General features: G+C 62.4%; 22 protein-coding genes. 14 read left to right on the top strand and 8 right to left on the bottom strand.

All coding sequences use genetic code 11. The features are described 5' to 3' along the window. Window positions 1-418 precede the first annotated feature (418 nt). Window positions 419-1,141 (top strand): hypothetical protein, encoded by a 723-nt coding sequence (locus tag QMG25_RS01880; RefSeq protein WP_283456718.1) that lies wholly within the window; start codon window positions 419-421, stop codon window positions 1,139-1,141. 90 nt (window positions 1,142-1,231) lie between these two features. Here QMG25_RS01880 and QMG25_RS01875 read toward each other — a convergent pair whose 3' ends face one another. Beyond that, the gene (locus QMG25_RS01875) at window positions 1,232-2,713 is read right to left on the bottom strand and encodes a mannitol dehydrogenase family protein (protein WP_283456716.1); all 1,482 of its coding nucleotides are present in this window, start codon (window positions 2,711-2,713) and stop codon (window positions 1,232-1,234) included. A 175-nt stretch (window positions 2,714-2,888) separates the two neighbouring features. Here QMG25_RS01875 and QMG25_RS01870 point away from each other — a divergent pair, with 175 nt between their 5' ends. Together QMG25_RS01870 and rlmN are read left to right on the top strand one after the other, a co-directional pair. Beyond that, window positions 2,889-4,637 (top strand): pyruvate dehydrogenase, encoded by a 1,749-nt coding sequence (locus QMG25_RS01870; protein ID WP_283456714.1) that lies wholly within the window; start codon window positions 2,889-2,891, stop codon window positions 4,635-4,637. Between the two features lie 72 nt (window positions 4,638-4,709). Next, the gene (gene rlmN / locus QMG25_RS01865) at window positions 4,710-5,969 is read left to right on the top strand and encodes a dual-specificity RNA methyltransferase RlmN (RefSeq protein WP_502866325.1); all 1,260 of its coding nucleotides are present in this window, start codon (window positions 4,710-4,712) and stop codon (window positions 5,967-5,969) included. A 96-nt stretch (window positions 5,970-6,065) separates the two neighbouring features. Here rlmN and QMG25_RS01860 read toward each other — a convergent pair whose 3' ends face one another. Continuing rightward, window positions 6,066-6,884: a peptidyl-tRNA hydrolase gene (locus QMG25_RS01860; RefSeq protein WP_283456712.1), complete on the bottom strand. Its 819-nt coding sequence runs from the start codon at window positions 6,882-6,884 to the stop codon at window positions 6,066-6,068. Between the two features lie 94 nt (window positions 6,885-6,978). Between QMG25_RS01860 and QMG25_RS01855 the strand changes: the two genes are divergently transcribed. Then, window positions 6,979-8,190, top strand: coding sequence for an aminotransferase class I/II-fold pyridoxal phosphate-dependent enzyme (locus tag QMG25_RS01855; RefSeq protein WP_283456711.1), 1,212 nt, complete (start codon window positions 6,979-6,981; stop codon window positions 8,188-8,190). A gap of 118 nt (window positions 8,191-8,308) precedes the next feature. Beyond that, window positions 8,309-8,770 carry a hypothetical protein gene (locus QMG25_RS01850; RefSeq protein WP_283456709.1) on the top strand — a complete coding sequence of 154 codons (462 nt, stop codon included), beginning with the start codon at window positions 8,309-8,311 and terminating at the stop codon, window positions 8,768-8,770. Window positions 8,771-8,856: 86 nt separating this feature from the next. Here the strand turns inward: QMG25_RS01850 and purB are convergent, their stop codons facing one another. Continuing rightward, window positions 8,857-10,299, bottom strand: coding sequence for an adenylosuccinate lyase (purB, locus tag QMG25_RS01845; protein WP_283456707.1), 1,443 nt, complete (start codon window positions 10,297-10,299; stop codon window positions 8,857-8,859). Window positions 10,300-10,437: 138 nt separating this feature from the next. On the opposite strand from purB, the gene QMG25_RS01840 reads away from it, so the two are divergent. Next, window positions 10,438-10,860, top strand: a complete 423-nt coding sequence (locus tag QMG25_RS01840) for a hypothetical protein (protein ID WP_283456705.1) — start codon at window positions 10,438-10,440, stop codon at window positions 10,858-10,860. 63 nt (window positions 10,861-10,923) lie between these two features. Further along, entirely contained in the window at window positions 10,924-12,498 is a 1,575-nt protein-coding gene (locus QMG25_RS01835) for a hypothetical protein (protein ID WP_283456704.1), read from the top strand. 66 nt (window positions 12,499-12,564) lie between these two features. On the opposite strand, the gene QMG25_RS01830 is transcribed toward QMG25_RS01835, so the two are convergent. Further along, window positions 12,565-12,993 carry a phage holin family protein gene (locus tag QMG25_RS01830; protein ID WP_283456701.1) on the bottom strand — a complete coding sequence of 143 codons (429 nt, stop codon included), beginning with the start codon at window positions 12,991-12,993 and terminating at the stop codon, window positions 12,565-12,567. A 66-nt stretch (window positions 12,994-13,059) separates the two neighbouring features. Between QMG25_RS01830 and QMG25_RS01825 the strand changes: the two genes are divergently transcribed. The 5 genes from QMG25_RS01825 to QMG25_RS01805 all read left to right on the top strand — a co-directional run bounded on the left by QMG25_RS01825 (window position 13,060) and on the right by QMG25_RS01805 (window position 18,892). After that, window positions 13,060-14,181: a histidinol-phosphate transaminase gene (locus QMG25_RS01825; RefSeq protein WP_283456699.1), complete on the top strand. Its 1,122-nt coding sequence runs from the start codon at window positions 13,060-13,062 to the stop codon at window positions 14,179-14,181. 164 nt (window positions 14,182-14,345) lie between these two features. Then, window positions 14,346-15,611, top strand: a complete 1,266-nt coding sequence (pdhA, locus tag QMG25_RS01820; protein ID WP_283456696.1) for a pyruvate dehydrogenase (acetyl-transferring) E1 component subunit alpha — start codon at window positions 14,346-14,348, stop codon at window positions 15,609-15,611. Next, on the top strand, window positions 15,608-16,582 hold the full coding sequence (locus QMG25_RS01815) for an alpha-ketoacid dehydrogenase subunit beta (protein WP_283456694.1): 975 nt from the start codon (window positions 15,608-15,610) through the stop codon (window positions 16,580-16,582). Before pdhA ends, QMG25_RS01815 begins: the two co-directional genes overlap by 4 nt. 12 nt (window positions 16,583-16,594) lie before the next feature. Continuing rightward, entirely contained in the window at window positions 16,595-17,977 is a 1,383-nt protein-coding gene (locus QMG25_RS01810; protein WP_283456692.1) for a dihydrolipoamide acetyltransferase family protein, read from the top strand. Window positions 17,978-18,124: 147 nt separating this feature from the next. After that, the gene (locus QMG25_RS01805; protein WP_283456690.1) at window positions 18,125-18,892 is read left to right on the top strand and encodes an SGNH/GDSL hydrolase family protein; all 768 of its coding nucleotides are present in this window, start codon (window positions 18,125-18,127) and stop codon (window positions 18,890-18,892) included. Between the two features lie 6 nt (window positions 18,893-18,898). Here the strand turns inward: QMG25_RS01805 and QMG25_RS01800 are convergent, their stop codons facing one another. The 4 genes from QMG25_RS01800 to QMG25_RS01785 form a co-directional block, all read right to left on the bottom strand. After that, window positions 18,899-20,212, bottom strand: a complete 1,314-nt coding sequence (locus QMG25_RS01800; RefSeq protein WP_283456688.1) for an aminotransferase-like domain-containing protein — start codon at window positions 20,210-20,212, stop codon at window positions 18,899-18,901. Between the two features lie 58 nt (window positions 20,213-20,270). Continuing rightward, window positions 20,271-20,909, bottom strand: a complete 639-nt coding sequence (locus tag QMG25_RS01795; RefSeq protein WP_283456686.1) for a hypothetical protein — start codon at window positions 20,907-20,909, stop codon at window positions 20,271-20,273. 219 nt (window positions 20,910-21,128) lie between these two features. Further along, window positions 21,129-22,226: an alanine dehydrogenase gene (ald, locus tag QMG25_RS01790; RefSeq protein ID WP_283456683.1), complete on the bottom strand. Its 1,098-nt coding sequence runs from the start codon at window positions 22,224-22,226 to the stop codon at window positions 21,129-21,131. An 83-nt stretch (window positions 22,227-22,309) separates the two neighbouring features. Beyond that, the gene (locus tag QMG25_RS01785) at window positions 22,310-22,741 is read right to left on the bottom strand and encodes a helix-turn-helix domain-containing protein (protein WP_283456681.1); all 432 of its coding nucleotides are present in this window, start codon (window positions 22,739-22,741) and stop codon (window positions 22,310-22,312) included. A 35-nt stretch (window positions 22,742-22,776) separates the two neighbouring features. On the opposite strand from QMG25_RS01785, the gene QMG25_RS01780 reads away from it, so the two are divergent. After that, window positions 22,777-23,847: a Gfo/Idh/MocA family protein gene (locus tag QMG25_RS01780; RefSeq protein WP_283456679.1), complete on the top strand. Its 1,071-nt coding sequence runs from the start codon at window positions 22,777-22,779 to the stop codon at window positions 23,845-23,847. Between the two features lie 67 nt (window positions 23,848-23,914). Further along, complete coding sequence (locus QMG25_RS01775) at window positions 23,915-25,186, top strand: MFS transporter (protein ID WP_283456677.1); 1,272 nt, start codon at window positions 23,915-23,917, stop codon at window positions 25,184-25,186.

The following is a 25,186-nucleotide window of genomic DNA, read 5'->3' as shown; positions in this document are numbered from 1 at the left end:
CCCCAAAGTGACCGGCCAGCCGTCGAGGACGTGGCAGGCCGGCGATTATGGGTGAAGTTTCCCCTACATTCGCCAGCTTGCCACGTCCTCAGTCGTCCGGATCCACAGTGCAGGGTTATCCACAGGTGGTCGGGTGGGCCTTGAATGCGCGCCCAGGCAGGACAAGGCTTGTGGCATGGACATACGAGCGCTGGCAGCAAGGCTTGACCGGGACTGGCCGGGGGGCCTGACCTCCGCCACCACGGCTGAGCTCACCAGGTCCGGGTTGGGGCCGCGGCGTCTGACCATGGGGGTGCAGTGTGGTCTACTCTTCCGTCTCCGGCACGGTGTATACATTCGCAGGAGTGATTGGGAAACCCAATATCCCTCCCAGAAGGACATGCTGCGGCTGCTTGCACACTGTCAGGCCACGAAAGCAATGGCACTTTACAGCCACCTCAGTGCGGCTCGGCTGTGGGGACTCCATGTTTGGAACGGCAGCCCGGAAATCCATGTGAACGCGAAGTCTGCGCTCGCAGGCGACAGTGCTGTTCCGGGTGTACGTGTGCACCGCCGCACGCTGGCGCCGGAGCTGCGCCGGCGCATCACCCATGGAAAATGTGGACGGGTGAGGGTGACTTCGCTGGAGCAAACCGTTGTGGACTGTGCGCGGACCGAGGCTTTTGCCACTGCAGTGATCATTGGGGATTCCGGGCTGCACCGTGGGGCACGCCTTGATGTCATGCTCCAGTTGTTGGATGGGATGGCCGGGCACCGGGGTGTCAGGGCCGCGCGGCAGGTGGTGGCAGCCATGAACAAGGGCTCTGAATCCGCTGGTGAGACCCGGCTGCGCCTGGTGGTGGCGGACATGGAAATCCCCCAGCCGGAATACCAAGTGTGCTTGCAGGGTTCGGGAAACAATTACCGGGTTGACGGTGCCTGGCGTGACATCAAGCTGGCGTTGGAATTTGACGGAAAAACCAAATACTTCAACTACAAGCGCACCGACGAGGCCATTTATGAAGAGCGGCAACGGGAACGTGAGCTGATGGAGGAGGGTTGGATGTTCATTCGAGTTGAGTGGCGTGACCTAGGCAAGCCAGAGCTGCTGAAACGGCGGATACTGGCAGCCATTGCTGCAGCCCGCGGACGCTTCAACTAGTTAGGTGCCGAGGACGTGGCAAGTTGGCGACTGTGGGTGAAATTTCCCCAACAGTCGCCAGTTTGCCACGTCCCGGACGAAGGTGTGAAGTTACCGGCCCAGGGCCACGAGCTCCTCGACAGCTGCCCGGGACCCCTTTTCGTGCAGGGTGTTCAAGGTGCGGAGGTAGGAGTCGGTGAAGCGGGCGTGGTCCACGAGGTCGCCGAAGACTTCGCGGTTGCGCAGAAACGCCAGCTTGTCATCATGCTGCAGGGCTGCTGCGGCCATGAGCGGGGCCTGCAAGGCGTCGACCACGTCGATGGGTGCCCCGGATTCGTCCGTCCCTTCGGCATATCGGGCCCACGAGGCGACGATTCCGGCGGAACGGGCGATCTCGCCGTCGTTCTTCAGGTTGATCCAAATGACGGGAACCAGCCACTTGGGGATCCTGTCGGAGCTCTCCGCGCACAGGCGGGCGAGGGTGTCGCGGACGTGCTCGTTGGCGAACCGCTCAATGAGGGTGCGCTTGTAGAGCGGGAGGTCGACGCCGGGCAGGGGAGAGAGCGCGGGCGTTCCCTCAAGGTCCATGTAGTCCAGCAGGAACTGCACGAAAAGCGGGTCTTGGCAGACTTCGTGCGCGTACGTGTAACCGGCCAGTGAGCCGAAGTAGCACTGGGCCTGGTGGCTGGCGTTGAGCAGGCGTAGCTTCATGAGCTCATAGGGTTCGACGTTGTCGACAAGCTGCACGCCAGCGTCTTCCCAAGGGGGGCGGCCCAGCGTGAAATGGTCCTCCAAAACCCACTGCTCGAACGGTTCGCAGACCACCGGCCACTGGTCGACAACGCCGAATTCCTTCGCGATGGCGCTGCGATCCGCATCCGTGGTGACGGGGGTGATCCGGTCCACCATGGAGTTGGGGAAGGGCACATTTTCGCGCATCCACGCGGCAAGGTGCGGGTCCCGCAACTGGGCAAAGGCCGTGAACATCTTCTTGGCCATGTCGCCATTGCCTTGGATGTTGTCGCAGGACATGACGGTGAAAGGGGCAATTCCGCGGGCACGACGGCGGGCAAGCGCCTCCGTGACGAGGCCGAAGGACGTGCGCGGGGCCGCGTTGGGTGCAAGGTCGTGGACAACGTCCGGATTTTCGGCGTTGAAGTCTCCTGTGACGTGGTGGAAGTTGTAGCCGCCCTCGGTGACGGTGAGCGAAACAATGCGGGTTTCAGCGGAGGCCATCTTTTCAATGACGGCCTCCGGATCGGCCGGAGCGAACAGGTATTCAATGATGGAGCCGATCACACGGGCCTCGCGCCGACCGTCGGGGTGTTTCAGGAGCATGGTGTACAGGCAGTCCTGATCGGCCATGACTTGGGCCATCTTCTCATCGTGGGGCAACACGCCGACCCCGCAAATCCCCCAGTCGAGCGCTTTTCCGGCGTTCATCAGCCGGTCGAGGTACATGGCCTGGTGGGCGCGGTGGAAGCCGCCCACGCCAAAGTGCACGATCCCGGTGGTGACCTTGGCTCTGTCATAGGTGGGGACGGCAACGGACTCCGGCAGGTGGGCGAGGCTCTCGGCATTGAGTTGCGGCATGGTGGCGCTCCTTTGGGGACGTGATCTTCGTCCTACTATATCAAACGAGCGCTCTAACTTCACTCAAACGAGCGCAGAGATGCGGCCCTTCCGCGCGGAGCGAAGCCGCGTGCCGGGGAGGCTATATTGGCCAGTATCCACTTGAAGCACTCACCCGCAGCAGGAAGGCTCATACATGGCCAAGGAACTTGCCACCCAACTCATTGAACAATTGCAATCTGCCGGAGTGCAGCGCATTTACGGGATTGTGGGGGACAGCCTGAATCCGCTGGTGGATGCGGTGCGGAAGACCGGAGGCTCGGTCAGGGGCGGCATTGACTGGATTCACGTCCGGCATGAGGAAGCTGCAGCGTTTGCGGCCGGTGCCGAGGCGCAGCTGACCGGGAAGCTGGCCGTGTGCGCAGGCTCGTGCGGGCCAGGCAACCTGCACCTCATGAACGGACTGTACGACGCCAACCGCACCGGCGCACCGGTGCTGGCCATCGCGTCCCACCTCCCGAGCAAGCAGATCGGCAGTGAGTTCTTTCAGGAAACCCATCCAGACAGAATCTTCCAAGAGTGCTCGGTGTATTCGGAGCTGGTCAGCACGGCAGAGCAGGCCCCCAGGGTTATGCACAGCGCCATCTCGCATGCGTTGGGGCTGAATGGGGTGGCCGTCGTGACGCTGCCCGGCGACATCGCCAGCCTTCAGGTCAGCGCGCCAACGCCGCAATGGACCCCGTTCACCCGGGCAACGCTGACCCCCGCACCGGAGAGCGTGGCGGAACTGGCGGAGGCCATCAATCAAGCGGACAAGGTGGCCATCTTTGCTGGCGCCGGCGTGCAGGGCGCCCATGACGAAGTCGTGGCGTTTGCCAAACTTGTCAATGCGCCGATTGGACACAGCCTGCGTGGAAAAGACTTCATCCAATACAACAACCCCTATGACATCGGCATGACTGGATTGCTGGGCTACGGTGCCGCGGCGGAAGGCATCGCGGACGCGGACTTGCTGATCCTGTTGGGCACGGACTTTCCCTATGACCAATTCCTGCCTGACACTCGCACTGCCCAGGTGGATCGCGCACCCCAGCACTTGGGCCGGCGTACCAACGTAGACGTAGCAGTGCACGGAGACGTGTTGCCTACATTGCAGGCGTTGACGCCTCTTGTGGCTGCCAAAAAGAGCAGCAAGTTTCTGGATCAAATGCTGAAAAAGCATGATCGGCTCATGAACAAAGCAGTCGGTGCGTACACCCGCAAGGCTGAGAAGCTGATGCCCATCCATCCCGAATATGCCGCCTCGCTGCTGGATGAAATTGCGGCGGACGACGCAATTTTCACAGCTGACACCGGCATGTGCAATGTATGGACAGCCCGCTACATCAACCCGCTGGGAACCCGCCGTCTGATCGGTTCCTACCTCCACGGTTCCATGGCCAACGCGCTGCCGCAGGCCATCGGTGCGCAGGCATCCCACCCTGGGCGGCAGGTCATCTCCGTTTCCGGCGACGGCGGGTTGTCGATGCTGCTGGGTGAGCTCATCACGGCAGCCGCCCAACAGCTGCCTGTCAACGTGATCGTGTTCAACAACTCCACCCTGGGCATGGTGAAACTGGAAATGTTGGTTGACGGGCTGGCCGACTTTGGTGTTGACGTGCCGGATGTGAACTACGCAGCCGTGGCCACGGCGCTGGGCTTCCACTCGGTCCGGGTGAGCGATCCCGCCGATATCGCGGACGCGTACCGGGCCGCTTTTGCCCACGAAGGGCCATCGTTGGTGGAGCTGACAACCGATCCGCAGGCCCTGTCCATCCCGCCCAAGATCTCTGGGAGCCAGGTTCTTGGCTTTGCCACGGCCATGTCCAAGGTGGTCCTGAACAAGGGTGCCGGAGAAGTGGTCAGCATGGCCCGGAGCAACTTGCGCAATATTCCGCGCAGCTGACCAAAACCGTTCGAATGTGATCTTGGCGGCCAATACGAGACAGCAGGGGGTCCGTAGGAGACAATAGAAAGGATGACTTCCCCCAAAAACACCCCCAGCCCCGTCGACGGCGCATCCGCCGAGACTGCCTCCAAGACGCGAACGGTTCGCCGTCCGGCGCAGGTCATGCCTGCCACCGAGGGCTGGAAGCAGGCCAAGGATCCGGGCGGGCGCCCACTGCTGCAGTTCAAGTCCCCGCGCGTGTCTCAGCCCCCGATGCACCTGGCTGACATGACCCTGCCCGAGCGTGAGGCGAAATTCAAGGAAATGGGCCTGCCCGCGTTCCGGGCCAAGCAGCTCTCCGTGCACTACTTCCAGCACTACACCACCGATCCCGAGCAAATGAGCGACCTTCCCAAGGATCGCCGCGCCGAGATTGTGGAGACCATGTTTCCCAAGCTGCTGACCGAGGTCAAGCGACTGTCCACCGACAACGGCGACACCGTGAAGTTCCTGTGGCGGCTCTTTGACGGCTCGCTCGTGGAGTCCGTCCTCATGCGCTACCCCGGACGCGTGACCCTGTGCGTGTCCAGCCAGTGCGGCTGCGGCATGAACTGCCCCTTCTGTGCCACGGGCCAAGCCGGTCTGACCCGCAACATGTCCGCTGCGGAGATCCTGGACCAGATTGTCCAGGCCAACCGGGTCATCGCCGAGGGCGGCCTAGGCAATCTGCGCCGCGACGGAGGGCACGACGCCGAGCGGGTCACCAACATTGTTTTCATGGGCATGGGCGAGCCGCTGGCCAACTACAAGCGCGTCATGAACGCCGTGCACCGCATGGTGGCCGAGGCTCCAGAGGGTCTGGGCATGTCCGCTCGCGGCATCACGCTTTCCACGGTGGGTCTTGTCCCGGCCATCAACAAGCTGGCCGAGGAAGGCGTCGCCATCACGTTTGCGCTGTCATTGCACGCCCCGGACGACGAGCTGCGCGATGAACTGATTCCCGTCAACGACAAGTGGAAAGTCGACGCGGCCCTCGACGCTGCGTACAACTACTACAAGGTGACCGGACGCCGCGTGTCCATCGAGTACGCGCTGATCAAGGACATGAACGACCACCCGTGGCGTGCCGAGCTGCTGGCCAAGAAACTCAATGCGCGCGGCCGCGGCTGGGTCCATGTGAATCCGATTCCGTTGAACCCCACTCCCGGATCCATCTGGACATCCTCGGAGCCGGAAGTCATGCAGGAATTCATTGACACGTTGATTGAAAACGGTGTGCCCACCACACTGCGCGACACCCGTGGCAAGGAAATTGACGGCGCCTGCGGCCAGCTCGCGGCTGCCGAGTAAAGCCGCACCCAGCGAAGCAGCTCTGAGCGAAGCAACATTGAGCAATACAAAACTGAAGAACGACGCCGGGGCCCAGGTTCCGGCGTCGTTCTTGGGTTAAGCGGTGGTTTGGTTGCGCCAAGCGACGGGCCCCAGCCCTGAGGAAGAGGTCGCCTGGCCCGCTCTCGCTGGCGGCCCAGGTTCGCCGGCGGCCTGGCAGCTTACTTCACCTGCGCTGCAGCCACCTTCGTCCGGCCACCTGCGCTGCAGCCACCTTCGTCCGGCCACCTTCGCAACCTCCACATAGGCAGTGGTGGAGCCGGGCTCAATTTCGGTGCGACCTGCGTCCCGGATGACCGGTCCGGCGGACTTGCGGGCACCCTTGCGGAACTCCTTGGCCGGCAGCTCGAGAACGCCCAGGGGGAACCCGTCCGCTGCCCACGCCTCAACCGTGGCTGGCTTGGACTCCAGCAGCCACGCGAAAAGGGCGTGGGCGGCCTGCGCTGCGGCCTTGCCGGTGGACATGTTCAAGGAGGCGTTGAGCACAATGCTCGGGGACTGCGGCGGCAAGGGCTCGCCAATGGGCAGCGTGGTGCCTGAAACCTGCAATTTCGCCAGCAGCTTGGGCAAAGCGGCCGCGGGCATGGGAGGCAGGCCAATGGCGCTCGCTTCGCCCACGGTGGAGAGCACATGCTCAGGGAAAGCGGCCAGGACCTTGGCAAACATTTTCGCGTCGGCCCGCCGGACGGACTTGGCAAAGGCCCCCGCCGACCACTGCCGCCAATCGGGGTTGTCCGGTGCGCGCAGGAACGCCTGGACCGAGGCCAGCGCTGCGGCGGCAATGCCGTGTTGTTCGCTGGCCGGGTCCTCCCTGTCGACAAGCAAAATGATGGGCTGGACCAATTCCTGCAAACTGCCTTCGATGTATTCACTCACCCCCCAAGCGTAGGGGCAACGGCGTGTGGGAAGCTGGAGTTTGGCCCGTATCAGCCGCACGCGATGTGCAAACAGCATTTGCCAAGGAGTCCCCATGCGCAAACCTCTCACCGTAGCCAGCCGCGCGAACGTACAGCCGTTTGCCGTCATGGACATCCTGCGACGCGTGGCGGAGCTACGCGTCGAAGGCCGCGACGTCATTTCCTTGTGCGCGGGCGAGCCCGGCGGAGGTGCGCCCAGCGGCGTTTCGACCCGGGCTGCTGCACTTCATGCTTCAGGCGCCGCGCTGACGTACACGCCGGCGCTGGGACTGGCTGAACTCCGCCGTGCCATCGCCGGACACTACAAGCGCTGGTACGGGATCGAGGTGCCGGCGCAGAACGTTGCCGTCACCACGGGTTCATCCGGGGCCTTCATGCTGGTCTTTCTGGCTGCGTTCAACCCCGGCGACAAAGTGGCGCTGGCCCGGCCAGGCTACCCGGCCTACAAAAACATCCTGACGGCGCTGGGCATTGAGGTCATTGAGCTCGACGCCGGAGCCGACACCCGTTTCCAGCCCACCCCGGGCATGTTGGCGGACGCCGTTGCCGAGCACGGTCCGCTGGCCGGCCTGGTCCTGGCTTCGCCCGCCAATCCCACCGGCACGATGATCTCCAGGGACGAACTTGCGGCCCTGACAAACTGGTGCGTCGGGGAAGGGGTGCGCTTGGTGAGCGACGAAATTTACCACGGCGTGACCTACCCGGATGCCGGCTCAGCCGATCCGCGCGGAGTGTGTGCCTGGGAACTCGACCGCTCGGGCGTCGTGATTTCAAGTTTTTCCAAATACTGGGGGATGACGGGGTGGCGTCTTGGCTGGGCGATCGTGCCCGAGGACCTGGCCCAAGCCGTTGAAGCACTGGGCGGCAATGTGGCGCTGTGCCCGCCGGCTCCGGCCCAAATCGCCGCAGTTGAGGCGTTCAGCGAGGAATCCTATGCGCAGGCCGATGCTGCGGTCGCGGAGTTTTCCCGCACTCGCGACTACGTCCTCGGCAAGGCGGCCGACCTGGGGTGGGTGGACGCCGCCCCGGCTGACGGTGCGTTCTACTTCTACGCCAATCTGGGCCCTGCGCTGGCAGGCTTTGCGGACTCGGTGGAATACTGTGCGGCGCTGCTTGAAAATGCGGGTGTGGCGCTGGTTCCGGGCACCGATTTTGACGGTATCGGCGGCGGCGCGGCGGTTCGCCTGAGCTTCGCCGCCGGGTACGACGCCGTCCGGGAGGCATTGGCGCGGATCGAAAAGTTCCAGGCGTCCCAGGCACAGTGACTGGCCGTGCCCGTTCCCCCACAACCGGGGGAACGCGTCGGGTGCTCCACAATACGGTGGCGTCCCCTTTTGCCGGTGCCCGAGCGTTGTCATTCTTGTTCCATGGAAAGGAAAGCCCATGGATGATTTTAGTGGCCCTGACGAAGTCGGAGCCGCAGAAGCCGAGATGGATCTGCAGTTTAGGCGGTTGACGAGTTACCTCATGACCCCGCATTACAACGAATGCCTGGTGTGTTTCTTGGTGCGCGCGGTGCCCATGTTGGAGCCCGTAGGCTTCGCCATGACCAGGATTTTCCGTGACAGCAACGCGCCGCGCGCCACCGGTATCGGCGCCAGGTTGGGGCAGTTGGGCATCCATAGTGATGCGCACCTTCTCCAATGGGGAGTTGTGACAGACGAGGGTATCTGGGAGGTGCCACGCTGTCCTGATTGCGGCATTCCCGAGGGAGCGCCACCTTGTCGTGGTGTAAGAAAGGGATCTACCCAGCCGTGCGAATTGTGGATTTGGCGCAAGCACGCGTTGTCGCGACGGTTTGAGGACGAGACGGACCGGCTGGATGGGCTGGACTGGCGGTACTGAATGTGGTGAGGCCGGGCCAAAAGCAGCGGCACCCCCGATGCGCCTAAAACGCAAGGTCGGTGCCGCCGTCGAACTGTGTGCGCAGACTACTTCTTCAAGTGGTCCACCAGGGACTCGGCGATGCCGATGTACTTGCCCGGGGTGAGGTCCAGCAGGCGTGCCTGGGCGTCCTCGGACAAGCCCAGGCCGGAGACAAACTCCTGCATGCGCGCGGCGTCCACGCGGTGGCCACGCGTCAGGTCCTTCAGGCGTTCGTACGGGTCTGCCATGCCAGGAACGCCGGCGATGGCTTCGGCTCGCATGACCATCTGGATGGCTTCGGCGAGGACTTCCCAGTTGTGGTCCAGGTCGTCGGCAAGCACGGCCTCGGCGGTGTCCAGCCGGCCCAAGCCGCCCAGCACGTTGCTGATGGCCAGCAGGGAGTGGCCAAAGGCGACGCCGATGTTGCGCTGGCTGGAGGAGTCGGTGAGGTCGCGCTGCCAGCGGCTTGTCACGAGGGTTGCGGCCAGGGTGTCCAGCAGGGCGTTGGAGATCTCCAGGTTGGCCTCGGCGTTTTCGAAGCGGATCGGGTTGACCTTGTGGGGCATGGTGGAGGAACCGGTGGCGCCCGGAACCGGGACCTGGGTGAAGTAGCCGATGGAAATGTAGCTCCACACGTCCGTGCAGAGGTTGTGCAGAATCCGGTTGAAACGGGCCATGTCTGCGTAGAGCTCGGCCTGCCAGTCGTGGGATTCAATCTGCGTGGTCAGCGGGTTCCAGCTCAGGCCCAGCGACTCCACGAAGTCCTTGGCAACGTCTTGCCAGTCTGCGGCGGGGACGGAGGCGTAGTGTGCAGCGTAGGTGCCGGTGGCGCCGTTGATCTTGCCCAAGAATTCGGTCTTGGCGACGCGGTCCAGCTGGCGGGTCAGGCGGTGGGCCGTGACGGCCAGCTCCTTGCCCAGGGTTGTGGGGGTGGCAGGCTGGCCATGGGTGCGCGAAAGCATCGGAACGGCGCGATTTTCTTCGGCCATGGCCGCAATCTTTTCCACGAGGGTGCGGGCTGCGGGCAGCCACACATCCTCCACTGCGCCCTTGATGCCAACTGCGTAGGAGAGGTTGTTGATGTCTTCACTGGTGCAGCCGAAGTGGACAAGCGGCTTCAAGTGGTCCAAGCCCAAGGCGGCGAGGCGGTTGCCGATGAAGTACTCCACAGCCTTCACATCGTGCACCGTGACTTTTTCAATGGCGGCCAGTTCCTGCACGGAAGCTGCATCAAATTCGCTCACAATGGCGCGCAGCCCGCCCTGCTGTTCCGCTGTCAAGGGCTCGGTGCCTGGCAGGGTGTTGTTGCTTGTCAGGTGAATGAACCACTCAACTTCCACGCCAACACGGTCACGGTTCAATGCCGCCTCTGAGAGATAGTCCACCAACGGTGCAACGGCACCGGAATAGCGGCCGTCGAGGGGCCCCAAGGCAATATGCTCGGAGGAAGCGGCCAGGGAGACGCGGCCGGAGGGGATGCGGGAAGTGGAATGCGTGGATTCAGACATGGGCCAATTCTTTCATGAACCGCCAATTCCTCCACAGCGAAGGCTGGCGGACGGGTCTTCCACACAATGTCGACGGACTGTGGCGCGGCAAAAGGGACCTTCCTATGCTTGTGTCAAGAAGTCCATAAGGGGGATTCGATGAGCAACCCATGGTGGCCGGCAGTGGGCTCGGGGGGACCTGCCGAGCTGGGCGGAGTCGCGGGCCAGGCCGGGCCGTCGGCTGAAGCCGTTGCCGTTGTGGCGCAGCGGCTGGTCGGCATAGCACGGGACATTGATGCCTTGCGGCTGCAGCTGGGGGGCGTGGGTGCCATGGATTGGAGCTCCCCGGCCGCGTTCGCATTTAGGGAGGCGCTGTCTGCCTGCAATGCGGCCCTGGCCCTTGCAGTTCGAAAGGTGGAGTCGGCGGGTGCTTCCGTGGGCAGTTACGGCGTCTATCTGCAATCCGAGTCTGCCGAGTCTGCTTGCCGGAACCCGAACTTGCCGCAAGGTGCTGGAAGCGGGGCTGAATTTGGGCCGCGGTTTGGCCAGGGGTTCGGGCCGGACTGGGGCTCCGGATTCTAGGTGACAGTTTGTGGGTGTCGGCCGAGTTGGGACGCCGGAACAGTATGGAAGGGGACCGGGCACATGGCACACGAAGCAGGGGACGGAACCTCGTTTTCCGTTGAAGGCGGTGTTGGATCCATCAGCTACACTTTGGCCGAGATAACCGAAGCAGGGGTTGGTTTGGCCAGCTTGGCCCAGCACATGGATCCGCTGGTGGACAGGCTGCAAGCGGAATGGTTGTGGCTGGGCGACGCGGCCCAGGGCGCGTCGGTCTTTCCCTACGGACCCCTGGAAGACATGCAGAACGCGCTGTGGTCATGCAAAGGCGCACGAGCGGACACCGCAAGGCTGGCTGGGAGGGCGCTGCAGGCCAGTGCGAACTATGCAGCCACGGAGACGCGGGCCGCCGACGCGGCAGCACTGACGGGGCGCATTGCCGCCATGATGAAGGGCCGGAACACAAGGGACTTGGCGCTCTTGGCTCCTTGGACCTTGGCTGCAGGCCTCGCCACGGAACTGGAAAGGGTCAGGCGGGAGGGGCTGCGTGATGCCATGGAGCGTCTCCTTAACAACGGAGTGGCCGCTGTTGCCGGGGCGTTGGGCTCCGGAGTTGGCTTTGCGTACCTGCTGTCCCAGCTGCGCCGGCAGGATGCAGGGTCGGCAGGGGCGAGGCCCGCATATGCGCTTCGCAAATTCTTCGATACCGCAGGATTGGCTCGGAGTGGGAATCTGGCCATCCGACAGGTGCCTGCCAGGGAATGGGACACCGCGGCAAAGCAATTGCCGCCGGGCCATGCGATCGTCGATCCGTCGGCAGGAGACCCCTGGGAGATGGAGGCCAGCATCCGCGGCATGCTTGCCGGCAGCCAAGACGCCTACGGGTATCCGCCCGGCTCCATTGCTGTGGTGCGGATTGTGCGCCCGGACGGGCAGGTTTCATGGGTGGTGCATTTACCTGGAACAGAGGACTGGTCCACGATAGACAGCGCAAACCCCTTCGACATGGAAGGCAATTTGGAGGGACTGACGGCGGCCTGGAAAGAGCACTTCACGCAGGAGCAGGTCCTGGTGCAGGAGTTTATCAAGGCAGCACTTGAATCCTCGGGTGCGCTGCCGGGCGAGGAGGTGGTCTTGACGGGGCACAGCGGGGGCGGCATACACGCGGCTGCTGCGGCAGCTGATTCCGCATTTCTGGCGAGCGTGAACGTCAAGATGATTGTCATTGCGGGCGCACCAGCGAAAAACGCGAATGTTCCTGCCACAATTTCCGTGCTTGATGTGGAAAATGACAATGACGTTGTCACCGCCGCGGACTATGGGCCGCCGCCGGCATCCAAGAACTGGGTGACTGTGACTTCACACCGGCCGCCCATTGCCGAAGGCGGTGTGGGGGCTGCCGTGCAGGAGGCGCATTCGTTGGAGAACTACATGGCAGATGCCGGAGGCCTCGACTCAAGTGCCGATCCTGCCGTGCAGGCCTCCCGTGAAGCCCTGCGAAACCTGCTTGGAGCCGGAGTGGGCGCCGGAGCCATGGTGAAGGGAACCAAATTTGTCTATCAGGGTCGGGACTCCCGGAACAAGTCCACGAAGGACCGGCCCGTCGTCACGCATCCCGTCCCTGGGAAGGGCAAGGACTACGCGCCGGGGGCGCGTTGACTGGCCGGACACACCTAAACGCGATCAAAGGGCCGGGTGTGGAGAAGGCTATTTGTCGAGGGCCGGTTACCGGCGTGACGTCGATTTGCCCAGAGTGCTCGTCAGCATGGAGACAAAGCTGATGATCAGGGCCGCAAGGATGGCAGTCCAGAAAAAATCGTCAATCGTGAACTGGATGGGGGTGAAAGTGCTGACCCATGCTGTCAACCACAACATGGCCGCGTTGATAATGATCGTGAACAGGCCAAGTGTCAGGATGGTCACCGGCAACGACAAAAGCTTCACAATGGGCTTGACGACAGCATTGACCAAACCAAAAACAAGGCCGATGAACAGATAAGCCAACACTACGTTGATGGTGTTGGCGGTTCCGCCAACTCCCGCCACGTCACTGCCCACAATCGAGGTCGAGGCGATCTGCAGGCCGGGCAGAACCCAGCTTGCCAGCCACAGGGCAAGGGCGTTTATGACGATGTGAATTACGAATCGGCGCATGCGTCCATCGTTCCACAGTCCGACCCCAAAATACCTCCCCGGCCCAGGCTGGCTTAAGCTTGAGACATGACCGAGACAAACAGGACAGCACAATCCGGCGTGCAACCGCGGCCCGTGGTGGGCCTGCTTCCCAAATACGCTGCGGGCAAACCGCCGGAAGCCGTGCCCGGACTGGAAAGTTTCAAGCTTTCCTCCAACGAAAATCCGCTGGGGCCGGTGCCGGCCGTGCTGGATGTACTCCGTACGGCACATGATGTGCACCGGTACCCGGACACAAGTTGCACGCTTTTGCGCAACGCATTGGCTGCCTTTCTCGACGTCCCCGCCGACGACATCGTCACAGGTGCCGGCAGTCTCGGGGCCTTGAACCAGATCCTCGCTGCCTTCTCTGGACAAAACAGCGACGGCATCCAAGACGAGGTGGTTTACGCCTGGCGTTCCTTTGAGGCCTACCCCATCTGCGTGGGGCTGGCGGGAGCCAAGAGTGTTCAGGTCCCCGTGTGCGCCGATGGGAGCCACGACTTGGATGCCATGGCAGCAGCCGTTACGAAAAACACCAAGGTGGTGTTGCTGTGCACGCCCAACAATCCCACGGGAACGGCACTGCGCGTGCAGGAGACTGAGGACTTTATCCGCAGCATCCCCACAAACGTGGCGATTGTTGTCGATGAGGCCTATGAGGAATTCGTCCGGGCAGACCAGGCGGTCGACGGCCTTGCCCTCTACCGCAAATACCCCAATGTCTTGGTGCTCCGGACATTTTCCAAGGCCCATGGCCTTGCCGGGCTGCGGGTGGGTTACTCCATTTCCCAGCCAAGTGTCACCCTATACCTCAGGGCTGCGGCCGCACCCTTTGCCGTCTCCGGGATTGCCGAGCAAGCTGCCGTCGCGTCGTTGGAGAACTACAAGCAAGTTGTGGAAAGAGTACAAAGTCTTGTGGATGAGCGCGACCGGGTTATGGCCGGGCTCTCGGCGCTTGGATGGCATGTCCCTGATGCCCAAGGGAACTTCGTGTGGCTGGAACTTGGCGCCAACAGCCAAGAGTTTGCGGCACTGGCCCAAAGCCAGGCATTGTCGGTGCGGGCCTTCGGCGACGAAGGCGTCAGGGTCAGCATCGGCGAAATCGAAGCCAACACCCGATTCCTTGAAATCTGTGCCTCCTATACAAAAGCGCCACGACGTTCCTAGCGGTTAACAAAGGCGTGGTTTACCAGCCTGTACCGATACAGTTGTAAATCGAAAACGTATATATATACACCACGGGGAATGAATTCCCGAAGGGACATATATCGGCACCCACGAGTCGGGACAGGGGCAGTTTGCCTCTGGAATTCGGCAGACGAGGAGACAGCATGGGCACCCCCCAAGAAGCTGCTGCAGGGACAGTCCGCACGAGCTCGGATGCCGCGAGCCCGGATGTATCGACGCACCCTCCGGCGGGGGAGTCTGCAGGTGTTTTGCGCAGTACGGCCGTGGGGCCGCAGGACGCGGTCCAGCTCCTTGACGAGCGCGGAGAATCCCGCCACGACGCAACGTTCAGTCCTTACGTAGAAGCACTGGACGCGGAAGACCTGCGTGGCTTCTACCGGGACATGGCCACTGTGCGCCGCTTTGACACAGAAGCAACCGCGCTTCAGCGCCAGGGCGAGCTGGCCTTGTGGGTGCCGGTTGTTGGTCAGGAAGCTGCCCAGATCGGTTCCGGGCGGGCCATGAACAAGGCCGACTATGCGTTTCCCACCTACCGCGAACATGGCGTGGCGCTAACGCGCGGCGTGGACCTGGCCGACCTGCTCAAGCTCTTTCGCGGCGAATCCAATGGCGGATGGGACCCCCGGGAGAAGAATTTCCACCTGTACACGCTCGTGCTGGCGGCCCAGGTGCCGCACGCCGTCGGGTATGCGATGGGAATTTCCCGCGACATCGCGGCTGATCCCTCCACCGAGCCTGCCGCCGTCACAGCGTACTTTGGCGACGGCGCGAGCAGCGAGGGCGACGTCCATGAGTCGATGGTCTTCGCCGCATCCTACGACGCTCCGGTCGTGTTCTTCTGCCAGAACAATAATTGGGCCATCTCGGTGCCCTTCGAGGTGCAGTCCAAGGTCCCGCTGGTGAACCGTGCCGGCGGGTATGGCATTCCCGGCATCCGCGTTGACGGCAACGACGTCCTGGCCGTTTACGCGGTGTCCAAGTGGGCCCTCGACCATGCCCGCAGCGGCCTCGGCCCCGTCATGATTGAGGCCTCCACCTATCGGGTGGGCGCACACACCACGGCAGATGACCCCACCAAGTACAGGATGATGGCTGAAGAGGAACTCTGGAAGGCCAAGGACCCGCTGCTGCGCCTTGAAACCTACCTGCGCGGTGAGGGCCTTGCCGATGACGCCTTCTTTGAACAAGTGAAGAACGACGGCGACGAGCTGGCTGCGCATGTGCGCAAGGCCACGCTGGCGCTGGGTGGAGCCGACATTCGCCAAAAGTTCGCCACCGTTTACGCCCAGGCCCACCCTTTGGTCGCTGAAGAGCTGGCTTGGTTTGAAAATTACGAGGCGTCGTTTGCCGATGCCACGACACAACCTTCCACGACGCAGGCTTCCACACCCCAGGGCGGTGCAGCATGAGCACCATGACCATTGCCAAGGCCATCAATGAAGGCCTGCGCGCCACCTTGGCGAACGACCCCAAGAGTTTCCTGATGGGTGAAGACATTGGTTCGCTCGGCGGCGTGTATCGCGTCACCGAGGGGCTGAAGAAGGAATTTGGTGGCCATCGGGTCATGGACACGCCGCTGGCTGAGTCCGGCATTATTGGCACGGCCATTGGCATGGCCCTGCGCGGGCACCGACCCATTTGCGAGATCCAGTTCGACGGCTTCGTGTTCCCGGCCTTCAACCAAATCACCACGCAGCTGGCAAAGATTCATACCCGCTCCGACGGCCAGCTCAGCGCTCCCGTGGTCATCCGGATTCCGTATGGCGGGGGTATCGGCTCCATTGAGCACCACTCGGAGTCGCCCGAAGCACTGTTCGCCCACACCCCAGGCCTGCGCATCATCAGCCCTTCCAATGCCAACGACGCCTACTGGATGATCCAACAGGCCGTCGAGTGCATGGACCCAGTGATTGTTTTTGAACCCAAGCGCCGATACTGGCTCAAGGGCGAAGTGGACACGAAAAACTCCCCCGGAGACCCGTTCAAGGCCCATGTGGTCCGCGAAGGCAGCGATGCAACTCTGGTCGCCTACGGTCCGCTGGTGCCGGTGGCCCTCGCCGCCGCCAATGCCGCAGCCGAGGACGGGCACAGCGTCGAGGTCATTGACCTGCGCTCCATCTCCCCGATCGACTTCGATGCACTCGAGGCGTCGGTGAACAAAACCGGGCGGCTCGTGGTGGCCCACGAAGCCCCCACCTTCGGTGGCATGGGAGGCGAAATTGCCTCCCGCATCAGCGAACGCTGCTTTTATTCGCTTGAAGCCCCGGCCATCCGCGTGGGCGGCTTCCACATGCCCTACCCGGTGGCCCGCGTTGAAGAGCACTACCTGCCGGACATCGACCGCATGCTGGAGGCGTTGGACCGCGCCTTCGCATACTAGGAAGGCCGCACCATGTCGAACCTTTTCCTGTTCAATTTGCCCGATGTCGGCGAAGGCCTGACCGAGGCTGAAATAGTCTCGTGGAAGGTCAAGCTGGGCGACATTGTTGCCATCAACGACGTGATCGTGGAGATTGAAACAGCCAAGTCCATCGTTGAGCTGCCTTCTCCGCACGCAGGAATGGTGGCCCAGCTGATGGTGGCCGAGGGCGAGACGGTGGACGTGGGCACCCCCATTATTGCCATTGGCTCTGAAATTTCGGCAGTGGCCGGGGCAGCCGCACCCGCTGCACCCGCCGACGCCGCAGATCCCGCAGCTGCAGCACCTGAAACGGAAGTCATGAAGCCGCTGGTGGGTTCCGGACCCAAGGCCGACGCTGTCAAGCGCCGCCCGCGTCTTGGCTCGGCTTCCGCTGTTCCCGCCCAGGGTGCTTCGAACCGAGCGGCTCCTGGCCAAGTTGTTCCGGTTCAGGCCCTGGCCGCGGTGGCACCCCCCTTGGCAAAGCCCACCCACGTGCTGGCCAAGCCGCCGGTGCGCAAGGCCGCCAAGGACTTGGGCATTGACCTGAACGACGTCTCGGCGACGGGCGTGCGCGGGGAAGTGACCAAAAAGGACCTGCTCAGTTACCAGGACCAGCGCACGGCCGAGCAGGACGGCGCCGGTACCTTTTGGGCGCCCGCCAAGGGAAGCGGTCTGGCCGACGACCCCCGGGTGGAACGCATCAAGGTCAAAGGTGTGCGCAAGGCCACGGCCAAGGCCATGGTGGAGAGTGCTTTCTCAGCTCCGCATGTGAGCATCTTCGTCGATGTGGACGCTTCCCGAACCATGGAGTTCGTCAAGCGGCTGAAAGTCTCACGAGATTTTGACGGCATCAAGGTCTCGCCGCTGCTGATTCTGGCCAAGGCCGTGATTTGGGCGGCTGCGCGGAACCCTTCCGTGAATGCCACGTGGACAGGAGACGAGATCATCATCAAGCACTTCATGAACCTCGGCATTGCTGCGGCAACCCCGCGCGGACTCATGGTGCCGAACATCAAGGACGCCCAGAATCTGTCCTTGAAGGAGCTGGCCGTTGCGCTGAACTCCTTGGCAACCACGGCCCGGGCGGGCAAGACGCAACCCGCGGACATGCAGGGCGGCTCATTGACGGTCACCAATATTGGTGCGCTGGGCATCGACACCGGCACGCCCATCATCAACCCGGGAGAGGTTGCGATTGTGGCCTTTGGCACCATCAAGCAAAAGCCGTGGGTGCTCGACGGGGAAGTCATCCCGCGCTGGATCACCACCCTTGGGGGCTCTTTTGACCACCGCGTGGTTGACGGGGATCTGTCCGCGCGCTTCATGGCCGACGTTGCCGCGATCATGGAGGAGCCCGCGCTCCTGCTAGACTGAGGGTAATGCTGCCATTTTTCAGCCTGCTCGTAAACAACAGCCAGCCTGCGTCCGGGGACATCGGAATCCCGTGCTGCAGGCTGGAGTCATGACAGGGATCCAGCTCCCGTCCGCGGGATATCCACGGCAGGGCCCGGTGGCATAGCCATGTCCAGCGAGGGCCGCAGCGCCGCCGCAGGCGGGTGGTTCCACTGGCAGGGCAGGGCCACGGCGGCATCGCTGCTTGTGGCAGTGTTGCTGCTGGTCGCATTTTCCGCCGTCGCCTACGCCGGGGTGCCCGCCAGGGCCGCCGTGACGGACGTCCACGTCGATGTCATCGGCGATTCTCTCAGCACAGGGTACAAGACCCCCGGTGACACTTGGCCGGATCAGGAACAGGGTCTCATTGCCGCCATGGGGCTGAAGGCGGAAATCACCAACGCCTCGGAAAACGGCGCCGGCTACCTGAAGCACGGAGACGACGGCGACGTGTTCTTGGACTTGGTCAACAGGATCGTTACCTCGCATTCGCAGGTGGTGGTCCTCTTTGGCTCCGACAATGACACCGGTCGGCCCGGCCTTGCAGCGGCAGTGCACAAGGCCCTAGCCCGTGTCAGGGTGCTGGCGCCGCGTGCAACAGTGATCGTGGTGGGGCCCACCTCCGAATCCAATGACGCCCAAGGGGTGCTGGCGCCGATCGTTTCGACACTTTCCCACGGGGCGGCGGCCAGCGGAGCACGCTTTGTGGATCCCGTGGGCCTTGGCTGGTTTCAGGGCGCGGACAACAAGTACCTCAGCAGCGACATGGAACATCCAAACACCGCCGGAGAAACGTATCTGGCACGGCATTTCACTGCTGTCCTGGCGCCATCCATCAAGAACGCCATGCACCAGGACTGGCTGCGGGACGGGCCGTTCCGCAAGGTTCTTCCGTAGCGGCGCCTACAGTTCGGCGATGGCCTGCGCAAGCACCGGAGCCAGCCGCTTGACTCCTTCGCGCAGGGTTTCGGGCGGTACGGCGCTGAATGCCAGGCGCAGCTTGTTGCTGGGCCCATTGGCGGCAGAAAAAGCGGCGCCCGGGACGAACACCACTCCGGCATCGATTCCCGTGTACAGCAACGGGTAGCTGTCGATTCCCTCGGGCAAAGTGAGCCACACGAAGAAGCCGCCCTCGGGGCGCGTCCAGCTGACACCGGCAGGCATGAACTCGTCAAGGGCCGCCAGCAAGGACGCGCACCGTTGTGCGTACAGCTCCCGGTACGTGACAATCTGTCCTTGCCAGTCATAGTTGGTCAAATAGTCACTGACGAGCAACTGGTTGAACGTGGGAGGGCAAAGCGTAACGGCCTCGCTGGCCAGATAGTAGCGCTGCTTCAGGTGGGCGGGCACCAGAGCCCAGCCAATACGCAGTCCAGGGGCGAAGATCTTGGAAAATGAGCCCAGATACAGCACGTCTTCGGGGTTTTCCGCGCGCAAGGGCTGCGGCAGCACGCCGTCGAATTTCAACAGCCCGTAAGGGTTGTCCTCCAAAACCAAGATATTCGCTTCACGGCATATATTCACAATTTCCTGCCGCCGCTCGGGGGCCAGCATGACCCCTGAAGGATTGTTGAAATTGGGGATCGTGTACAGCAACTTGATGCGTTTGCCTTCGCCCTGCAGACGGGCGATTGTGCTGCGCAGCGCCTCGGGAATCAAGCCGTGCTCGTCGCCGGCGACAGGCTGGATGTCCACCTCGTAGGCTTCGAAGGTGTTGAGTGCGCCCACATAGGTGGGATCCTCGAGCAAAATGACGTCACCGGGATCGCAAAAGACCTTGGCGGCGACGTCCTGCGCCGACTGCGAACCAGCAGTAATCACCACGTTGTCCGGGTCTGCGCCGACGATGCCTTCGGCCGCCATGACCTGGCAAATCTGGGTGCGCAGCTCAAGGGTGCCCTGCCCTCCGCCATACTGCAGCGCTTCCAAGCCGTGCTCGGCAATGATGGAGGAGGCCGTGGCGGCCAACCTCTCCAGTGGAAGCGACTGCAAATACGGGTTGCCTCCCGCCAGGGATACGAGACCTGGCTGCATGGAAATCTCAAATACGTCTCGCACGGCTGACTGCTTGATGTTCGCTGCACGTGCAGACAGCAGGGCCTCGTGCCGGTGCACGGACCCGGCCGGCGCGGTCTGCTGCGCCCGAATCAAGGCGTCGACGGTTTCTTCGGACAATGATTCGGCGGCTGCATTGGCGCCGGAGGCTGGAGTGTTCACTTGCTCAGGATATATCCATTGTTGCTAAATAGGCATCAAAAGTTTTTATAGGTGCGTGCTACTTCAAGCTCAGTGCCTCACTCAACGTTTTCCCGTTGATGGTGATGGCCACTGGTGCGCCTGCTGCTCGCTCGGCAGTGAGCAAAAGCTGCTGCTCAACGCGCGGGAGGTCGCATGTTCCGCCCATCAGGAGGGTGCCGGTCAGATGTGCGGTGATGGCACTTCCAGCGCGGTCAATCGAATCCACCGCCAGCTGTGACTGCCACAGCGTGTTGGAAAGCCCTGACTGACCGATCTGTTGGGAATGGTCGGTGAGCAACGTTCGCAGCGCCCCCTCAACCGGGTCGGTGAAGGTGACGACCGGGCTCGTCACAGCAACGGCGCTGTCGCCGCAGCCCACTGCGGGACCCGAGACCCCGCCGTCGCCCTCCGCAATGAAAAATAGCGTGACTGAGGCGTTTTTGGGCAGCACAGTCGGGTCCGGCGAATCCGCGGGAAGGTTCGACGGCGGAGCCTGGCTCTCGCTGGTTTCCTCAATCGGGGTTGTGGTCCCGGAGGCGGACGTGGCGCTTGAGGCCGCTGTGGCGGGTGCGTCTGCGGAGGACTCCGATGGTGTCGGACTACCCGAACAGCCGCCCAATATCAAGGCCACGCCAGCCAGCGTAGCGCTGATTGACCACTTTCCCATGCTGCGCATGGTGCCTCCTCGTGAACTTCGGAACTGCAATGTTCCATGCATCCAAGTTAGGCGGAGCGGGTCACCGGGACTAGAGGCGTGCGGATAAAGGGACTTAAACGCAACGTTGTCGCGGGGAGGTCACGGGGCAAAGGCGGTCCCTTAAACGCCTGGAACTGGAGCAGTTCCCGGCCAATAGCCGTTTAGGCCAGTCGCCGGACAGTCTAGTTTCTGGGCAGGCTAATTTTCGGAGAGGGGCAGGCCGAGGGCGCTTGACACCGAGTGGTGGGTCACGTGGCCCCCGGCAACATTCAATCCGGCTGCCAGCGCGGGATCGGCAGCCAGTGCTTTGGCGACGCCGAGATTGGCCAGCGCCAAGGTGTAGCGCAGGGTCACGTTGGTCAGTGCATAGGTGGAGGTGTTGGGGACCGCCCCGGGCATGTTCGCCACACAATAAAAAATTGAGTTGTGGACCTTGAAAGTGGGATTCTCGTGGGTGGTGGGGTGGGTGCCTTCAAAACAGCCGCCCTGGTCTACGGCAATATCCACCAGGACGGAGCCATGCTTCATGCGTGAGACGAGGTCGTTGCTGACAAGTTTCGGGGCTTTGGCGCCGGGAATGAGAACCGAGCCTATGACCAGGTCTGCTTGCAGGAGGGCTTTTTCGACCTCCAAAGTGTTGGAAGCGATGGTCTTGAGTCGTCCCTGATACTGGGCGTCCAATTCCTGCAAGCGGGGGATGTTGATGTCAAGGATTGTCACGTCGGCACCGGCGCCAATGGCCATGGCGGCGGCATTGCTTCCTGACACGCCGGCCCCCAGGATCACCACGTTGGCAGGGCAGACTCCCGGCACCCCGCCCAAAAGAATGCCCTTGCCGCCGGCCGGAGCTGTCAGGCACTGGGCGCCTACCTGCACGGAGAGACGGCCGGCAACCTCGGACATGGGCGCGAGCAAGGGCAGGTATGAGCCAATTTGTACGGTCTCATACGCAATGGCCGTAACCCCGCTGTCCATGAGAGCGTGCGTCAGCTCGGGTTCCGCGGCCAAGTGGAGAAAGGTGAAAAGGACCAGGCCCCGGTGGAAGTGAGGGTATTCACTGGCCACCGGCTCCTTGACCTTGACCACCAAGTCCGAGCGGGCCCACAACCGGCTGGCATCTGCCACCAGCTCTGCTCCGGCAGTGGCGTATTCGGCATCGCTGATGCCCGAACCCACACCGGCACCGTTTTGGACCAGCACGGTATGGCCGTGATGGACGAGTTCGTGCACGCCGGAGGTTGTCAGGGCCACGCGGAATTCATTGTTCTTGATTTCCTGCGGCACACCAATAATCATGTTTTTCCGTCCTCAGTCCCCAGAATTCAAGAAAGCGCCGTCCATGGCCTGACATTAGCAGAAAGGCGGGTGCAGCACCCCGGCTAATTGCCTGGGTGTGTTTCCCTTCCTGTGTGAGTCGCAGCTGTGTGAGTCGCAGTTCTTTCAGTGGCCGCCTTTTGCGACACCAGCCAGGCCATGATGTCCTGACGGCGAATGCGTCGGTGGGAGCCGCGGTATTGGACGGCGACTTCGCCACGGTCGGTGAGGTTGCGCAAGAAAGTGTGGGAGATTCCCGCCATTTCTGCGGCCTGCGAAGTGGTGAGAAGATCGGCTACGCTGGCCACACTGACGGCATCCCCGCGGGAGAGGCGGCGCAGCAGGTCGAGTACCGCCTCCCGGGCGTCGTCAGCCAGCCGGTGCGCCGTCCCGTCCACGAACACCGTCACGTCATCGCTGCCGGCCAGGGTGCGGGCCAAGGCTGCCTGCTCGTCGTTATTCAGGGGGGAGCTGACCTTGGGGGCATCTAATGTCATGGAACACATGGTAGCCCGGCTGTAGGGTATGACCCATGGTACAGAGAATCCGCACCGCGCTTTTGGGGTTTGGTTTGGCTGGCAGCGTTTTCCACGCCCCCTCGTTGGCTTCGCTGGAGCAGTTCAGCCTTGACGTGATCGTGACGTCGGATCCGCAACGCCAGGCTGCAGCCAAGGCTGCTTATCCACAGGCAACTGTCATGGGCCGTGATGAGTGGGCCAGGGCTGGTCACTCTTGGGACATTGACCTGGTGATTGTGGCGACGCCTCCGTCCACGCATGTTCCATTGGCGACCGTTGCCCTTGAATCGGCTCGTGCTGTGGTGGTGGACAAGCCGTTTGCGGTGACAAGTGCCGACGGCGAGACTCTGATTGCTTTGGCCAAGGAACACGGGAAGCTCCTCACCACGTACCAGAACAGGCGTTGGGACGGGGAGTATCTGACCCTGCAGAAGCTGCTGGCCCACGACGCGCTGGGTGAGGTGCGGCGCTTTGAATCCCGGCTCGAGCGGTGGCAACCGGACATTACCAAGGAGTGGAAAGCCCAAGCTACTGCGGCCGACGGCGGTGGCGTCCTTTTCGATCTGGGCACGCACCTCATCGATCAAGCGCTGCAGCTCTTTGGTCCGGTGTCCGGGGTCTACGGCGAGCTTGCCGCGCGGCGTCGGCTGGAGTTGGCCGACGATGATGTATTCGTGGCGCTGGAACACTGCAGCGGAGTCGTTTCACACTTGTGGATGAACCTCAATGTCGCTCAAAAGGGTCCTAGGCTCCGTGTTCTTGGGGCAAAAGCTGCGTATGTGAAGGATGCCGCAGATGCTCAAGAGGGGCAAATTCAGGCAGGCATCCTCCCCGGAAACCCTGCCTATGGTGTGGACATGGAAGAAGATTGGGGCACTGTGGGGCGAACCGGCGAGCTTGTGCCGGTGCCTACGGAACGGGGAAATTTCCCGCAGTTCTATGAGTTGCTGGCCTCGGCATTGCTTGAAGGGGGACCGGTGCCGGTGGACCCGGAGGATTCCGTGGCGGGACTTCGCATCATCGAGCAGATCCGCTCCAGTGAACAACTTCGCAAGTTCCCAGGGGCGGAGCGCAATGGCGAATAAATGTGGTGCGTAAAATAGGGCGGACGTATTTCGCGACAACGGATCATGCGGGGAGACCGGAGCTACAGTGAAAGACAAAAATTTGGGCATTGGCGGCCAAGAGTCGGCAAGTCTGGCCTTGGCCGAGCCTGCAATAAATGTGCGCCACCGGTGGACTTTCTCCATTGTTTTGGTCAACGTGGGCATCAATGCCGCATTTTTTGGCCCCATCCAGGTTTTGTTGGGCCAACAGGCTGCCGATTTTAGCGAAGCCGACAAGGAGGGCATCCTGGCCCTGGTCACGGGCGCCGGAGCCGCAGTCTCACTGGTTGCCAATCCGCTGTTTGGAACCTTTAGCGACAGGACCACATCACGGTTTGGCCGCAGGGTTCCATGGGTCTTCATTGGCGCGCTGCTTGGAACCATCGGATTAGTGGGACTGGCGGGTGCGCCCTCCGTTGCTGCCATGACATTGCTGTGGTGCCTGGTGCAGCTGGGCTGCAACGGTGCGTTGGCTTCGACCACTGCCGCGATCCCGGACCAAGTGCCCGTGCGGCAGCGTGGCACCATCGGCGGGCTTTCTTCCATGGGCACAGTGGTGGGAATTCTTGTGGGTGCTGCGATTGGCGCCGTGGTTGTGGGAGACTTCAGGCTTGGTTTCATTATCTGCGCCGTGGGACTGCTGGCCGGCATGGTGCCCTATTTGTTTTTCGCCAACGACCACGTGCTGGAGGCCAAGTACAAGACTGCGTTTACCTGGCTGAATTTTGCCAAGGGTTTTTGGATTTCGCCACGGAAGTATCCCGACTTTGCTTGGGCCTGGATCACAAGGTTCCTTGTCAATGTGGGAAACCATTTGGTAACCCTGTATCTGCTGTTCTTCCTTACCGACGCGGTGGGGTTTGAAAACCCTGAATTCGGTGTCCTGATTCTGACCGGCATCTACGCCGTGTTGACGTTGATCACCGCCGTCATTGGAGGGAAATGGACTGACAAAGTGGGCAAACGCAAGCCGTTCGTCATTGCGTCGTCGGCCATCATTGCCCTTGCCGCGTTAATTCTGGCGTTCTTCCCCACCTGGACCGGCGCGCTCGTGGGCGCTGCCGTCCTGGGTATCGGCTATGGCGTCTATTTGGCCGTGGATTTTGCCCTGTTGACCCAGGTGCTGCCCTCGTCGACGAGCCGCGGCAAGGACATGGGCGTCATCAATGTGGCGAACTCGCTGCCGCAGGTCATCGCGCCGATCATCGCCTGGCCGCTGGTCACCATCCTGGGCGGCTACGTCACGCTCTATGTGGTGGCTGCCGCCATTGGTCTGCTTGGCGCTGTTTTTGTGGTGAAAATCAAGGGTGTTGAATAG

It is taken from the genome of Arthrobacter sp. H35-D1, from assembly GCF_030063185.1.
In the GTDB taxonomy this organism is placed as follows: Bacteria; Actinomycetota; Actinomycetes; order Actinomycetales; family Micrococcaceae; genus Specibacter.
The sequence above is the reverse complement of the archived record's forward strand: the minus strand, read 5'-3'. Positions and strand labels throughout refer to the sequence as shown.

What these genes read in the sequence shown, in the direction of transcription:
- QMG25_RS01810 (WP_283456692.1), top strand. Translation starts at nt 16,595, where the DNA reads ATGTCGAACCTTTTCCTGTTCAATTTGCCCGATGTCGGCGAAGGCCTG.
- QMG25_RS01870 (WP_283456714.1), top strand. Translation starts at nt 2,889, where the DNA reads ATGGCCAAGGAACTTGCCACCCAACTCATTGAACAATTGCAATCTGCC.
- QMG25_RS01880 (WP_283456718.1), top strand. Translation starts at nt 419, where the DNA reads ATGGCACTTTACAGCCACCTCAGTGCGGCTCGGCTGTGGGGACTCCAT.
- QMG25_RS01815 (WP_283456694.1), top strand. Translation starts at nt 15,608, where the DNA reads ATGAGCACCATGACCATTGCCAAGGCCATCAATGAAGGCCTGCGCGCC.
- QMG25_RS01795 (WP_283456686.1), bottom strand. Translation starts at nt 20,909, where the DNA reads ATGCGCAGCATGGGAAAGTGGTCAATCAGCGCTACGCTGGCTGGCGTG.
- QMG25_RS01875 (WP_283456716.1), bottom strand. Translation starts at nt 2,713, where the DNA reads ATGCCGCAACTCAATGCCGAGAGCCTCGCCCACCTGCCGGAGTCCGTT.
- QMG25_RS01840 (WP_283456705.1), top strand. Translation starts at nt 10,438, where the DNA reads ATGAGCAACCCATGGTGGCCGGCAGTGGGCTCGGGGGGACCTGCCGAG.
- QMG25_RS01805 (WP_283456690.1), top strand. Translation starts at nt 18,125, where the DNA reads ATGTCCAGCGAGGGCCGCAGCGCCGCCGCAGGCGGGTGGTTCCACTGG.
- QMG25_RS01780 (WP_283456679.1), top strand. Translation starts at nt 22,777, where the DNA reads ATGGTACAGAGAATCCGCACCGCGCTTTTGGGGTTTGGTTTGGCTGGC.
- rlmN (WP_502866325.1), top strand. Translation starts at nt 4,710, where the DNA reads ATGACTTCCCCCAAAAACACCCCCAGCCCCGTCGACGGCGCATCCGCC.
- QMG25_RS01825 (WP_283456699.1), top strand. Translation starts at nt 13,060, where the DNA reads ATGACCGAGACAAACAGGACAGCACAATCCGGCGTGCAACCGCGGCCC.
- QMG25_RS01850 (WP_283456709.1), top strand. Translation starts at nt 8,309, where the DNA reads ATGGATGATTTTAGTGGCCCTGACGAAGTCGGAGCCGCAGAAGCCGAG.
- pdhA (WP_283456696.1), top strand. Translation starts at nt 14,346, where the DNA reads ATGGGCACCCCCCAAGAAGCTGCTGCAGGGACAGTCCGCACGAGCTCG.
- ald (WP_283456683.1), bottom strand. Translation starts at nt 22,226, where the DNA reads ATGATTATTGGTGTGCCGCAGGAAATCAAGAACAATGAATTCCGCGTG.
- QMG25_RS01830 (WP_283456701.1), bottom strand. Translation starts at nt 12,993, where the DNA reads ATGCGCCGATTCGTAATTCACATCGTCATAAACGCCCTTGCCCTGTGG.
- QMG25_RS01835 (WP_283456704.1), top strand. Translation starts at nt 10,924, where the DNA reads ATGGCACACGAAGCAGGGGACGGAACCTCGTTTTCCGTTGAAGGCGGT.
- QMG25_RS01785 (WP_283456681.1), bottom strand. Translation starts at nt 22,741, where the DNA reads ATGACATTAGATGCCCCCAAGGTCAGCTCCCCCCTGAATAACGACGAG.
- QMG25_RS01855 (WP_283456711.1), top strand. Translation starts at nt 6,979, where the DNA reads ATGCGCAAACCTCTCACCGTAGCCAGCCGCGCGAACGTACAGCCGTTT.
- purB (WP_283456707.1), bottom strand. Translation starts at nt 10,299, where the DNA reads ATGTCTGAATCCACGCATTCCACTTCCCGCATCCCCTCCGGCCGCGTC.